The sequence below is a fragment of the Symbioplanes lichenis genome, from assembly GCF_030709675.1.
GTDB classification, from domain to species: domain Bacteria; phylum Actinomycetota; class Actinomycetes; order Mycobacteriales; family Micromonosporaceae; genus Actinoplanes; species Actinoplanes lichenis.
Genome location: NZ_JAUZQD010000006.1, coordinates 80,435 through 93,451 on the forward strand (window position 1 = coordinate 80,435; position 13,017 = coordinate 93,451).

The 13,017-nt window shown below is 72.5% G+C and carries 12 protein-coding genes; 3 read left to right on the plus strand and 9 right to left on the minus strand.

The genetic code is table 11. The annotated features are described in order from the left end of the window. Position 1 precedes the first annotated feature (1 nt). Genes RAN62_RS15715 through RAN62_RS15755 form a run of 9 tightly spaced genes read right to left on the minus strand, consistent with a single transcriptional unit; the run spans position 2 to position 11,585 of the window. On the minus strand, positions 2-919 hold the full coding sequence (locus RAN62_RS15715) for a hypothetical protein (protein WP_305785382.1): 918 nt from the start codon (positions 917-919) through the stop codon (positions 2-4). Continuing rightward, positions 916-2,544 carry an ABC transporter ATP-binding protein gene (locus tag RAN62_RS15720; protein WP_305785383.1) on the minus strand — a complete coding sequence of 543 codons (1,629 nt, stop codon included), beginning with the start codon at positions 2,542-2,544 and terminating at the stop codon, positions 916-918. Before RAN62_RS15720 ends, RAN62_RS15715 begins: the two co-directional genes overlap by 4 nt. After that, positions 2,534-4,183, minus strand: coding sequence for an ABC transporter ATP-binding protein (locus RAN62_RS15725; RefSeq protein ID WP_305785384.1), 1,650 nt, complete (start codon positions 4,181-4,183; stop codon positions 2,534-2,536). Before RAN62_RS15725 ends, RAN62_RS15720 begins: the two co-directional genes overlap by 11 nt. After that, complete coding sequence (nikE, locus tag RAN62_RS15730) at positions 4,176-5,789, minus strand: nickel ABC transporter ATP-binding protein NikE (protein WP_305785385.1); 1,614 nt, start codon at positions 5,787-5,789, stop codon at positions 4,176-4,178. Before nikE ends, RAN62_RS15725 begins: the two co-directional genes overlap by 8 nt. Then, the gene (locus RAN62_RS15735; protein ID WP_305785386.1) at positions 5,786-6,664 is read right to left on the minus strand and encodes an ABC transporter permease; all 879 of its coding nucleotides are present in this window, start codon (positions 6,662-6,664) and stop codon (positions 5,786-5,788) included. The genes nikE and RAN62_RS15735 overlap by 4 nt, the downstream gene beginning before the upstream one ends. Further along, entirely contained in the window at positions 6,661-7,617 is a 957-nt protein-coding gene (locus tag RAN62_RS15740) for an ABC transporter permease (protein ID WP_305785387.1), read from the minus strand. The genes RAN62_RS15735 and RAN62_RS15740 overlap by 4 nt, the downstream gene beginning before the upstream one ends. A 7-nt stretch (positions 7,618-7,624) precedes the next feature. Further along, positions 7,625-9,262, minus strand: a complete 1,638-nt coding sequence (locus tag RAN62_RS15745; RefSeq protein WP_305785388.1) for an ABC transporter substrate-binding protein — start codon at positions 9,260-9,262, stop codon at positions 7,625-7,627. 8 nt (positions 9,263-9,270) lie between these two features. Further along, on the minus strand, positions 9,271-10,407 hold the full coding sequence (locus RAN62_RS15750) for an acyl-CoA dehydrogenase family protein (protein WP_305785389.1): 1,137 nt from the start codon (positions 10,405-10,407) through the stop codon (positions 9,271-9,273). Beyond that, on the minus strand, positions 10,404-11,585 hold the full coding sequence (locus RAN62_RS15755) for an LLM class flavin-dependent oxidoreductase (RefSeq protein WP_305785390.1): 1,182 nt from the start codon (positions 11,583-11,585) through the stop codon (positions 10,404-10,406). Before RAN62_RS15755 ends, RAN62_RS15750 begins: the two co-directional genes overlap by 4 nt. 157 nt (positions 11,586-11,742) lie before the next feature. Here RAN62_RS15755 and RAN62_RS15760 point away from each other — a divergent pair, with 157 nt between their 5' ends. The 3 genes from RAN62_RS15760 (at position 11,743) to RAN62_RS15770 (ending at position 13,008) form a co-directional block, all read left to right on the plus strand. After that, entirely contained in the window at positions 11,743-12,222 is a 480-nt protein-coding gene (locus tag RAN62_RS15760; protein WP_305785391.1) for a DUF7919 family protein, read from the plus strand. Positions 12,223-12,301: 79 nt separating this feature from the next. Next, positions 12,302-12,778, plus strand: coding sequence for a hypothetical protein (locus RAN62_RS15765; RefSeq protein WP_305785392.1), 477 nt, complete (start codon positions 12,302-12,304; stop codon positions 12,776-12,778). 80 nt (positions 12,779-12,858) lie between these two features. Beyond that, positions 12,859-13,008, plus strand: coding sequence for a hypothetical protein (locus RAN62_RS15770; RefSeq protein WP_305785393.1), 150 nt, complete (start codon positions 12,859-12,861; stop codon positions 13,006-13,008). Positions 13,009-13,017 lie beyond the last annotated feature (9 nt).

The window sequence follows — 13,017 nt, forward strand, 5'->3', positions numbered from 1 at the left end:
CCTAGAGGCGACGATCGGAACCCGAGGCAGAGGCGGCGATCGGGAACTCGAGCCGCGTGCTTCCGGAACGCACGGCGATCACGTCGACGCCGAGGTAGCGCTCGTGCGGGCGCGTGACCACCTCGTCGATCCGGGCGCACGGCAGCACCGTACGGGCCATGGAGATGTCGTCGGCGTCGCGGGTGAACCACTCCCGCCGGTGGACGAGCACGATCTCCCGCTCGTCGGTGACCGCGATCCCGGCCTGCAGGTGCAACGGCCGCGCCTTGCGATAGAGCCGTTCCCAGGCCGAGGCCGGGGTCACGACCTGGCGCGAACCCACGTTGAGCAGCCGCATCCGGGGCTCCTGCCGCACCAGGTCGTCGTAGTCGTTGAGCAGCCCGGTGTCCTCGCGGCCGAGCCCCGGCGCCGCGGCCGGTCCCGGCTCCCCGGCGGCGAGCGGCGACCCGGCGGCGGGCGGCGACCCGGCGGCGGGCGGCGACCCGGCGGCGGGCGGCGACTCGGGCAGGTAGGACTCGCGGAGCAGCCCGATCAGCCGCTGCACGGGCGCGCCCGCCGAGCCGTTGTACGGAACCACGACGGCCGGCGCGTCCACGAGGTGCACGGTGAGCCGGCCGTCGAGCAGCCGGGTGCTGTCGGCGAGGGCGGCGATCCGGTCGAGCGGCACCCGGATCGTCTCGTACGCGTCGTCCTGCCGCCGCAGCACGGTCAGCGTCTCGTCGTCCAGGGCGATCAGGTGGTCGTACAGGTGCATGCCGGGGTGGGCGTTGCGCCGCTCGATGTTGCGCGGCACCTTGAGCACCAGGCGGCACGCGGCGGGGTCGATGCCCGCGTCCCGATAGAGCCGGGGCAGGTCGTCGACGGTGCGAACCTCGTCGATCCAGGGCCCGAACGCGTCGAACTCCGCGGTGCTGATCATGGTGAAGAGTATTCGCTTGAAGAGTCAACCTGGTCAACCGCCCGGCCGTCGGCGAACGTCAGGATCCGGTCCGCCGCGGCCGCGGTGGCCGGTCGGTGGGCGATCGCGATCGTCGTGCGGCCCCGCGTGAGCACGGCGAGCGCCCGCTGCACCGCCGCGTCCGTCACCGGGTCGATGCCGGACGTGGCCTCGTCGAGGACGATCAGGTCGGGGTCGGCGAGAGCGGTCCGGGCCAGGGCCACCAGCTGCCGCTCCCCCACCGACAGCCGCTCGCCGCGCTGCCCCGCCGGGGTCTCCAGCCCCCGGGGCAACGCCGTGAACCACTCGTGCAGGCCGAGCCGGTCGAGGACGCCGATCAGGTCCTCGTCGGTGGCGGCCGGGCGGCCCAGGCGGATGTTCGCGCCGATCGTGGCGTCGAAGAGGAACGGGTCCTGCGGCACGCTGACGACCCGCCCGGCCAGCGACGCCGGCGCGAGGGCGGACAGCGGGACGCCGCCGAGCGCCACGACACCGGCGGCGGGCTCGAGGCGGCGGGTGATCAGCTTGGCGAAGGTCGACTTCCCCGATCCCGTACGCCCCACGACCGCCACGTGCTCGCCCGGAGCCACGTCCACGGTCACGTCGTGCAGGACGAGCGGCCCGTCGTAGCGCGCGGACACCCCGGTGAGCCGCACGCCGACGGGACCCTCCGGCAACGACACATCCCCCGACGACGGCGCCGGGGCCGCCAGCGCGCGGGCCCGCCGCCACCCGGTCAGCGCGTTCTGCGCCTCGCCGAGGCTCTGCACCAGGAATTGCAGCGGCCGCACGAAGAACGTCACCAGGAACACCATCGCCAAGATCTGCCCCGCGCTCAGCCGCGGCCGCGCCGGATCGCCGAGGACGGCCCACCACACCCCGCCGACCAGCACCGCCACGGTCATCGTGGAGATGGCCAGCTCCCCGAGCGACGTGTTCGCGTGCAGCGGCACGAGCGTGCGGACCAGGCTGTCCCGCGCGCGGTCGACGGCGGCGTCCAGCTTTTCCCGCGTACGCGGCTCCGAGCCGGTCGATCGGATCACCGCCGCCCCGGCCAGCGACTCCGCCACGGCCGACTGCAGCCGGGACAGGTCCTGACGCGCCCGGCCGAAGCGGCGCGCGATGAGCCGTTGCAGCGCCGCCATGCCCACGAGCAGCAGCGCGGTGATGACGAGGACGGGCAGCGCGAGCTGCCAGCTGTACGCCGCCAGGATCACCGTGGCGATCACCAGTTGCGCCGCGTTCGTGAGGAACTGGATCCCGCCGCCCTGCAGGAAGGTCGTCACCTGGTCGACGTCGCTGGTGAGCCGGGTGACCAGGTCGGCGCTGGGCGTCCGGTCGAAGGTGGCGGCGGGCATGGCGTGCACCTGGCGCAGCCCGGCCCGGCGCAGGTCGGCGAGCGCCTGTTCCACCTGTCCGTGCAGCCGCCGGTTGAGCACCGACGAGGACACTCCCGCGACCACGACGGCCCCGGCGCCCACAGAAACAGCCACCCCGGCGGTACGCAACCCCGAGTCGACCGCGTACTGGATCGTCATGGGCGCGACGATCCGCCCGGCGCCCGCGATCAGGGCCAGCAGCCCTGTCAACCACGTCCTACGCGGCACGGACACCACCGGACAGCTCGACGGCCTGATCGGCGAAGTGCACAGCATCCGGCCGGCTCGTGGCGAGCAGCAAGGTGGGCCCGCCGTCGTGCACCAGGGCGGCCAGATTGCCGAGCACCTGCCGCTCCACCCCCGGGTCCAGCGCGGACGTGGCGTCGTCGAGCACCAGCAAACGCGGCGCCCGCAGGATCGCCCGGGCCAGGCAGATCCGCTGCCGCTGCCCGCCCGACATGGTCGCCCCGCGCTCGCCCACGACCGTATCGAGCCCGTCGGGCAGCCCGCGCACGATCTCGTCGGCCACCGCGACGCGCAGCGCCCGCCAGATGCTCAGCTCGTCGCGGGCCCCGGACAGCGTCAGGTTGTCCCGGATCGACTCGGCGAACAGGAACGGGCTCTGCGACACCACCGCCACGGTCGCCGGCACCACTCCTCGCGCCAGCTCGCGCACGTCCACACCGTCGAAGAGCACAGTGCCCTCGGTCGGCGTGGCCTGGCCCCCGGCGAGGTCGAGCAGCGTCGACTTGCCCGCGCCGACCAGGCCGGTGACCACGGTGATCGAGCCGGGTTCGAGCACCAGGCCGGTCGCCGGAAGCCGGCCGGCCACTCCGGCGCCGCGCAGTTCCACCCGCAGCGGGTCGCCGGAGCTCAACGTCGCCGGGCCGAAACGACCGACTGCCTCGGACAGCACCGCCTGCACCCGCGCGAGCCCGGCCGAGGACATCGGCAGCATCGAGAGGAAGCGGCTGATCACGTTGAGCGGGATGGCGATGGTGATGAGCAGGTAGACCACGCCGACCAGGTCGCCCACGCCGAGCGCCCCGGAAGCCACGCGCGGGGCGCCGACGGCCAGCACGGCGAGGACGGCGACGGTGGGCAGCAGCTCGAGCATCGGGTCGAAGACCGAGCTGACCCGGGCCATCCGCAGATCCGCCGTGCGCAGGCGCTCGACGACGGCGCCGAACCGCGCGTCCTCCACCGCCGCGAGCCCGAGGCTGCGGACGACCGCGCCGCCCTCGACCGACTCGTGCGCGACCGCGCCGACGGCCCCGCGCGCCGCCTGCGCTTCTCGTGCCCGGGGGGCGAGCTTGCGCTGGTACGCGACGTTGAGCGCGAGCACCCCGGCGACCAGCACCGCCCCGACCACCCCGAGCAGCGCGTCGCGCAGCGCCAGTTGCGTGAGCGCCAGCAGCAGCATGAAGACCATGCCCAGCGCGAAGTAGGCGAACTGCATGGGTGACCACAGCGCGTCGACGTCCGAGACGGCGTGGGCGAGCAGCCGGCCCGGCGACCGGCTGCGGTGCCAGTCGAGGTCCAGATCGAGATAGCGGCGGACGACGGCGCGCCGGGTCTCGGCCTGCGCCCGGTACTGCACGCGGCCGGTTGCCACGCCGCGCACGAAGATGGTGCTCCACCGGACGGCCGAGATGCCCAGGACCAGCCCGGCGCTCAGCCACCACGCGCGGCCCGGCACCGCCTCCCCGGCCAGCGCGGGCACCACGAGGTGGTCGGTGGCCCACCCGACCGCCTCGGCGCCGGCCACCATCGTGGCGCCGTTGAGCAGTCCGGTGACGGTGGCGAGCGTGGCCGGGCCGGGATGGGCGCGGGCGGCGGAGAACTGGGCGGCCAGCGCCTCACGCACCGGCGTCCCCCGCGGGGACGGCCCGGCGGCCGGGGATCGCGTCGATCAGCTCCCGCGTGTAAGCGCTCGCCGGCGCGGTGAAGACCGACGCGACCGGCCCCTCCTCGACGACCTGGCCCCGGCTCAGCACCGAGACGGTGTGCGAGATCTCGGCAACCACGGCGAGGTCGTGCGAGACGAAGAGGTACGACAGCCCGAGCTCGCGTTGCAACTCGGCCAGCAGCCGCAGGATCTGCTCCTGGACCAGCACGTCGAGCGCGGACACCGGCTCGTCGAGCATGATGAGGTCCGGGCGCAGGGCGAGGGCCCGGGCGATCGCGACGCGCTGCCGCTGGCCGCCCGACAGCTCCGCGGGCAGCCGATCGAGGTACGCGGCGGGCAGCGCGACCTGATCGAGCAGCTCCTTCGCCCGGGCCTGGCGCCCGCGCCGGTCGCCGAGGCCGAAGGACACGAGCGGCTCGGTGATCGACTGGCCGACGGTGAACTTCGGGTCGAGCGTGGCGAACGGGTCCTGATGCACGAGCTGGACCTTGCGCCGCAACGGCCGCATCCTGCCCCAGCTCAGGCCCGCGATCTCGGTGCCGTCGAGCCGGATCGAGCCCGCCGTCGCCGGTTCGAGCCCGAGCGCCACCCGCAGCGCGGTCGTCTTGCCGCTGCCCGACTCGCCGACCAGCGCGTGCGTCCAGCCCCGGGGCACGGTCAGGCTGACGCCGTCCAGCGCGGTGAAACCCCCGGGAAACGTTTTCCGTACGTCGGTCAGTTCCAGGATCGGTGCGGGCACTGCCTTGTCGCGTACGTCGTGCCGGGGCACCACGTGACCCGCGTGCGCGAGCCTCGGCGCCGCCGCGATGAGCTGCCGGGTGTAGGGCTGCCGCGGCGTGCTCAGGATCGTGGCCGGATCGCCCTCCTCGACCTTGCGGCCGTGCTGCAGGACGACGACGCGGTCCGCCCGGTCCGCGGCGACGGCGAGGTCGTGCGTGATGACGAGCAGCGAGATGCCCTGGTCCCGGACGAGCCCGCCGAGATGGTCGAGGATCCGCTTCTGCACGGTCACGTCGAGCGCGCTGGTCGGCTCGTCGGCGATGATGAGCTTCGGGCGCCCGGCCAGCGCGATCGCGATGAGCACCCGTTGCCGCAGGCCGCCCGAGAGCTCGTGCGGATACTGGCGGGCCCGGGCCGCCGCGTCCGGCACGCCCGCCTGGTCGAGGAAGCCGACTGCTTCGGCGTACGCGGATCGCTTGGGGATGCCCCGCAGGCGCACGGCCTCCGCGATCTGCTCGCCCACCCGCTTGGTCGGGTTGAGGCCCACCATCGGGTCCTGCGGGATCAGGCCGACCACCGAGCCCCGCAGCCGGCGCAGCGTGCGCTCCTTGGCGCCGGCCGTCTCCACGCCGTCGATGCGCGCGGATCCGGCGGTGATGCGGCCGTTGGCGGGCAACAGCCCGATGAGCGCGTTGGCGGTCGTGGTCTTGCCCGAGCCGGACTCGCCGACGAGCGCCACGACCTCGCCCTGGGCCACGGTGAGGTCGAGCCCGATGACCGCGGGCCGGACCGTGCGGTGCCGGACGTACCCGGCGTCGAGGCCTTTGATCTCCACCAGCGTCATCGCGCGAGCTCCTGGAACGTCTTGGAGATGTGGTTGAGGCTGAGCACGAGCAGCGCCACGAACAAGCCCGGCAGCAGGCTCAGCCACCACGAGGTGACGAGGTAGTTGCGGCCGTCGGCGATGAGCGTGCCCCACTCGGCGGCGGGCGGGGCGGCGCCGAAGCCGAGGAAGCTCAGCGACGCGATCGCGATGACGGCCACGCCCGCGTCGAGCACCGCGAGCACCGCGACGGGACCCCACGAGTTGGGCAGGATGTGCCGGATCAGCACGCGGCCCCAGCCGGCGCCACCCGCGCGCGCCGCTTCCACGTACGGGAGCGTCTTGACCCTCAGCACCTCGGCCCGCGTGGTGCGCGCGAAGCCGGGCACGATGCCCACGCCGACGGCCACGGCGACCGGGATGGTGCCGTAGCCGAGCGCGGTCACGATGGAGAGCGCGAGCAGCAGGCCCGGAATCGCCAGCAGCACGTCGATGAACCGCATGAGCAGGGCGTCGGTCACACCGCCGAAGAAGCCCGAGACGATGCCGAGCGTCAGCCCGACGACGAGGGCGATGGCCAGCGCGATCAGCGTCGCCTTGATGGTCAGCGGCGAGCCGTAGAGCACCCGCGTCCACAGGTCGCGGCCGTAGATGTCGGTGCCGAAGAGGTGGCCGGCTCCCGGCCCCTGCATGGCCGAGGCCGGATCCGTCTGGTACGGGTCCCGCGACGTGAACAGGCGCGGGAAAAACGCTGACACGAGCACGAAGACGACGTAGAGGCTCGCGATCAGGAACAGTGGCTTCCGGGTGAGCTGCGTCAGGTGAGCGCCCCGGCGCACGGGCTTCTCGGCCGGTGCCGGAACAACGGCAACCGGTTCCAGGAGTTGTGCGGTCACATCGCTCCCTTGTGGACGAGATGGGAGATTCGCGGATCCAGCAGCGGATAGAGCAGGTCCACGATCAGGTTGACCGTCACGAACACCGTGGCGGCGAGCGTGACGACCGCGAGCACGACCGGCACGTCCTGCGCGAGCACCGACTCCTGGGCCAGCCGGCCCACGCCCTCGCGGGTGAAGACGGTCTCGACGACGATCGAGCTGGTCACCGTCACGCCGACGATGACGCCGAGGATGGTCATCGCGGGCAGCGCCGCGTTGCGGAAGGCGTGCTTGAGGTGCACTGCCGAGCGCGACAGCCCCTTGGCCCGGGCCGTGACGATGTAGGGCTGGCGCAGCGTCTCGTCGAAGCTCTTGACGAGCACCTGGGCGAGCACGGACGAGGCGAGCACCGAGATCGTGACGACCGGCATCACGAGCGACGACGGGCCCTCGTTGCCCAGGGCCGGGAACCAGCCCAGCTGGAACGAGAAGAACTGGATCAGGAACAGCGCCACGAAGAACTGCGGGAACGACGCCCCCACCGCGGGCAGCCGGGTCAGGGCCACCCGCAGCGGGTTCCAGCGGAAGAACGTGGCCAGGTACGCCAGCGCCGAGCCGGCCACCAGCGACACCACCGCGGCGGCCGCACTGAGCTGCAGGGTCGGGCCGATGCGCTGGGCGATCAGCTCGGTCACCGGCACCCGCTGGGTCAGCGAGGTGCCGAGGTCGCCGTGCAGCAGGCCGGTCAGGTGGTGCCAGTACTGCGCCCCGATCGACCGGTCCAGCCCGAACTGGGCCTTCATCGCCGCGACCTGCTCGGCGGTCAGGCTGTCGGGCTGGATGCCGGCCGCCGCGAGCTGCAGCTCCATCGGGTCGCTGGGCAGCAGGTAGAGGATTGCGAAGGTCAGCGTGTACGCCGCCCAGAGCACGGCCACGGCCTGGGCCACGCGACCCGCCACGTACCTGGTCACGGGCGGCTCACCCCTTCCAGACGTCGTTGAGCTTGAGGAACGCCTCCGAGGTGAACGCGAACCCGTGGACGTCCTTGCTGACGCCGGCCTTCTGCACCCGCTCGAACAGCGGGATCATGAGGGCCTGGTCGATGAGGTAGTCCTGCAGTTGTCCGTACGCCTGCTCGGCCTGCTTGGTGTCGGTGGTGCCGACCGCCTGGCCGAAGAGCTCCTGCACCTTGGCGATGTCCGCGGCCGAGCCGAAGCGCTGCGCGAGTCCCTTGGAGTTGGCGACGTCCGGGTTGAGGATGAACTGCAGGGCGCCGGGGTCGGCCCGGGTGAAATAGGTACCGGTCAGGTCGTACGTGCCCTCGGTCAGATAGGTCGCCGACTGGGCCGTGGTGAGCTGGCGCAGCTCGAGCTTGATGCCGACCTCCTTGAGCTGGGCCTGCAGCAGCTCGGGACCGCCGCCGGCCGCCGTGGTCAGCGGGTAGTCGAGCACCAGCTGCTTGCCGTCCTTGGCCCGCACGCCGTCGGCCCCGGGCACCCAGCCCGCCGCGTCCAGGATCTGCTTCGCGCCGGCCTGGTCGAAGGCGATCTTGTCGCCGAGCGGCTTGAAGTAGGGCGTGGTCGTGTCGAAGAGCCCCTGCACCACCGGGTAGTCGGCGCCGAACAGCGTCGACGCGTACGTCTTGGCGTCGATCGCCTTCACGATGGCCTTGCGCACCGCGGGGTCGCTCAGCGGACGGCCGGCGCTCGTGTTGGCGTAGAGCGCCGAGGCGGGACCCGGCAGCGAGCGCTGCTCGATCATGTCGCCGGACTTCTCGATCAGCGTCTGGTCCTGCGGCGAGAACGGGTTGCGCGGCCACGCGATGTCGCTGGCCCCGCTGACCAGGTTGCCGGTGCGGACGCTGTCCTCGGCCACGTAGTTGAAGATGACCTTGTCGAGCTTCGCCTCGCCCCGGTTCTGCGACGTCTCCGAGCCCCAGGTGTAGCCGGGCCGCTTGGTCAGCACGGTCTCGACCTTGGGCGTGTAGTGGTCGAGCTGGAACTGCCCGGAGCCGACGACGCCCTTGCCGGTGCACCGCTCGGCCGGCTGTTCGCCGAACGCGGCCGGGTCGACGATCGCGAGGTTGGTGGTCGAGGTGGCCTGCAGGAACGACGAGTTCGGCTTGCTCAGCGTGAACTGGACGGTCGTGGCGTCGACGGCTTTCGCACCGCTCAGGCCCTGGATGTACGAGGCCCCGTAGGCGGCGCCGTTCGTCTGCTTCACCGTGTCGATCCAGCCGAGCGCGTTGTCCGCGACCGCCTGCGCGTCGAGCGGCTTGCCGTTGGCGAAGGTCACGCCGTCCCTGAGGTGGAACGTGTAGGTCAGCCCGTCGGCGCTGATCTCCCACTTCTCGGCCAGCCAGGGCACGATCTTCCCCGTCTCGGGGTCCTGGTCGGTCAGCGAGTCGGCGAAGTTGCGGATGATCGACCGGTGCTCGATCCAGTAGACCTGGAACGGGTCGATGCAGGAGAAGTTCGCGTTGTCGGGCCAGAAGCTCACCTTGAGGGTGCCGCCGGCCTTCGGGGTGCCGCCGCTCGCGTCCGCTCCCCCGCCGCCGCAGGCAGCGAGGCTTCCCGCCAGGGCCAGGGCGGCGGCTGCTGTCACGAAACGTCTCATGGGGTTCCTCACTGGTTGAGCACACGACGACCGGCTGCGAGCAGCGCGGCGTCTTCCTGGGGCGGGTGGACGCGGATGCAGAGCGCGTCGCGCAGATGACGTTCGAGGGAGTGGTGCCGGGAGAGGGCCGGGTTGCCCAGCGCTGCCACGGCCGTCTGCGTCGCCGCGATGACCGCGCGGGCGATGGCGACCTTGATGACCGACAGCTGCAGGTTCACGTCCTGGTCACCGGCCTCGATGCGCAGCAGGGCGCCGTGGAGGAGAGTTTCGGCCTGCGCGATCTGCAGGTCGATCTCGCCGGCGACGGTTTGGATGCGCTCGGTCTCGGCGATGGGCTTGCCCAGGGCGGCGGGCACGCGGGTGCGGGCGAACTCGGCGAACGCCTTGCGTGCGGCGCGAGCCACGCCGGTGTAGAGCGCGGGGTGCCCGAAGCTGCCCGGTCCCGCCGCGGCGGCCGGATCCCGGTAGACGCCGTCGGCGCCGCGCGGGATCTCGGTGAAGGCGTCTCCCGGAACGTGCACGTCGTCGTAGATGACGTCGTGGGTGTTCGACGCGCGCAGACCGAGGTGGTCCCACGTCTCGATCCAGGTGATGCCCGCCGCGTCGCCCGGGACGACGATGTGGCCGACCTGGTCGCCGGCCGTCACCCACACGACGTGGTAGGCCAGGCCGGCGCCGCCGGTCGCGTAGGCCTTGCGGCCGTTGACGACCCAGCCGTCCGCCGTGCGCGTGGCGGTGGTCTTCGGCAGGCCGCCGCGGGCCGGGGCCCCGAGCTCCGGCTCGGCGCGGATGGCGTTGGCGAGCGTGGAACCGGTTCCCGACCGTTCCAGGAACTCCCGATAGGTGGCGGCGGGCCACGTCGGGTTCTTGGCCTGCCCGGCGTGGGTGATCAGCGTGTTGGCGGCGAGGAGGGCCACCGAGGCGTCGCCCTCGCCGAGTGCGGTCAGGATGCGCGCGGTGTCCCGGGCGTTGACTTCGGGCCCGCCGAACTGCCTGCCCACTGTTGCGGTGAGCAGCCCGGCGCGATGGGCGGCGTCCAGCCCCTTCTCGGGGAAGGCGCCCGTCCGGTCGTACTCCGCGGCGGTCTCCGCGATCTCGGCCGTGACGGCGGCGAGGGCGCCGTCGCTCAGGTCGGGGGTGATCATGCCTGGGCCAGCCGGGCGTACTCCGGGGCGTAGTTGCCGGGGTGCTCGGCCTGCAGCGTGCCGCGCTGCCCGGTGGCCTGGCGGTGGGCGAGCTCCTGGCGGACCAGCGGCAGGATGAAGCGGCCGTAGTCGACGGCGTCGGCCAGCGTGTCGTAGCCGCGGATCGAGACCAGCGACGCGCCCTGGTCGATGTAGTCGAGGATCGCGGCGGCGACGGTCTCGGGCGACCCGACGAGCGCGGTGCTCGCGCCCGCGGCGTTGGTGACGGCGGCGGTCCGGGTCCAGAGCGCGCGGTCGTAGAGCTCGGCCCGCTCGGCCTGCCGCAGCGCCCGCTGGGAACCGACGTTCTGCGGCGTGGCACCACCCCAGCGCGGGGCCTTGGCGTGCGTGGCGGCGACCCGCTCGACGTACTCGTGGGCCTTCTTCCAGGCCAGCTCGTCGGTGCGGGCGATGATCGGGCGGAAGGTGACCCAGATGCGGGGCAGCGTGGTGCGGCCGGCGGCGCGGGCGATGGCGTGCACCCGGTCGATCTCGCTGCGCAGGTCGGCGAGGGGCTCGCCCCAGAAGCTGAAGATGTCGGCCTTCTCGCCGCCGACCTGGAACGCCTCGTCGGACTGGCCGCCGATGGAGATGGGGATGGGCTTCTCGTACGGGGCGAACCCGGGGCCGAACTCGTCGAACTTGTAGAACTCGCCCTCGTGGCTGAACGGCCCCGGCTCGGTCCACGCGCGGCGCAGCAGGTCGATGTACTCCGACGTGCGGGCGTACCGGCGGTTCTTCGGCAGGTAGTCACCCTGGCGGGCCTGCTCGGCGTCGTTGCCGCCGGAGATCAGGTGCACGACCGCCCGGCCCTCGGTGAGCTGGTCGAGCGTCGCCAGCTTCTGCGCCCCGACCAGCGGGAACGTCGTGTTGGGGCGGAGCGCCACGATCGGCTTGATCCGCTCGGTCAGCTGCCCGACCGCGCTCGCCGTGACGAACGAGTCCGCACTGCCGGCGCCGTAGGGCAGGAGCGTGTAGTCGTAGCCGCCGTCCTCGAGGGCTCGCACATACTTGCGGAAGTAGGCCAGGTCGATGCCCCGGGACGGAACCGGGTTCAGCTCGGTCGACGGGTTCAGGTGGGACAGGCTGATGAACTCGGCCTCCGGCGCGGCGGTGGCCGGAATGCTGGTGTCGGTCATGGGGATCCTCACTGTCAGCCCCGGGATTCGCAGGGAACGCGGCGCCGGATTCCCCTCATTGCCCATCAAGCTAGTAGGCTTTTGGCCCCGGGTCCAATGACGGATCACGATCACGCCCGATCACGAATCCTTATCGGAGCCGTGCTAGACCTGATCGGTGACGCATTTCGAGGATCTGGCCGCCTACGCGTATCAGGACGAAGAGACCCTGAGCCTGGACGACGGCTACCTCGTCTACCGGCCGCGTTATGCCCGGCTCGCCGTGGGCTGGCTCGACCCGGCCTTCCCCTTCCCGACCGGCCCGGCGCCGGAGGGCTTCGCGGCCGCACTGCTCGACATCGTCGCCGGCCGGCGCGTCAACGCCATGCGCGGCTGGCAGGACTGCCCCTTCTGCCCGGCGCCGTCACCCCGCCGGGCCGTCGAGGCTCCCCACCCGTCGGGCCCGGTGTTCCTGGGCAACGCCGAGATCCGCGTGCCGGGCGGCCCCGGCAAGATGTACGCCGCGCCGAACCTGATCTGGCACTACGTGACGGCCCACGACTACCGGCCGCCGGAGGTCTTCGTGGCCGCCGTCGAGCGCTACGACCCGGCCTGGACGTCCGGCGCCTGGATCCCCGACGACGCCGAGCGCGAATGACCTCTCACCCTCCGGCCGGCGGCGTTAGGTTTTTCGTCCGAGTTGACCCTCGACTTCGTGGAGGGTCCATGCTGGGCCCATGCCGGACGACGACATCATGACCGCGGTCAGCGCCGCCCTCGCGCAGGGCCAAGCGGGCGACCGGGCGGGCGCCAGGCTCGCGCTGGAGACCCTGTGGGACCGCACGGGTACGGACGGGGACGCCCTGCACCGCTGCACCATCGCGCACTGCCTCGCCGACCTGCAGGAGTCGGTCGCCGACGAGCTGGCGTGGGACCAACGGGCCCTCGCCGCGGCCGGCGTGCTCACCGACGAGCGCGCGCAGCAGCAGGACCCGCGCTGGACCGTCCAGGCCCTGCTGCCGTCGCTGCACATCAACCTCGCCGACGCGTACCGCCGCTCGGGCCGCTTCGCCGAGGCCCGGCCCCACCTGACGGATGCGGTCGCCGCCACCTGCGCGCTTCCCGACGACGAGTACGGAGCCACGATCCTGATGGGCATCGACAAGGTGCGCGCCGCCCTCGACGCCGGGTCCACCGCCCCGCTGCAGCCCTGATATGTCCGGCTGGGCTCCCGTCCTGCTCCTCACGTCCCGCGCCGAGATGCGTCTACGCCGGCGACTCCCCGGGCGACGCCGTGGCCGCCGCGGGTGCGGGCATCCCCTTCATCGCCTGCCTCCGGAGCGGCGTCCGCCGCCTCGGCGACTTCGACCCCCGCCACGTCGCGGCCGTCATCGAAACCTTCCCCGACCTCCCCACCGCCGTCGACCGCCTCGACCGCAGCTGAGCGGCATCC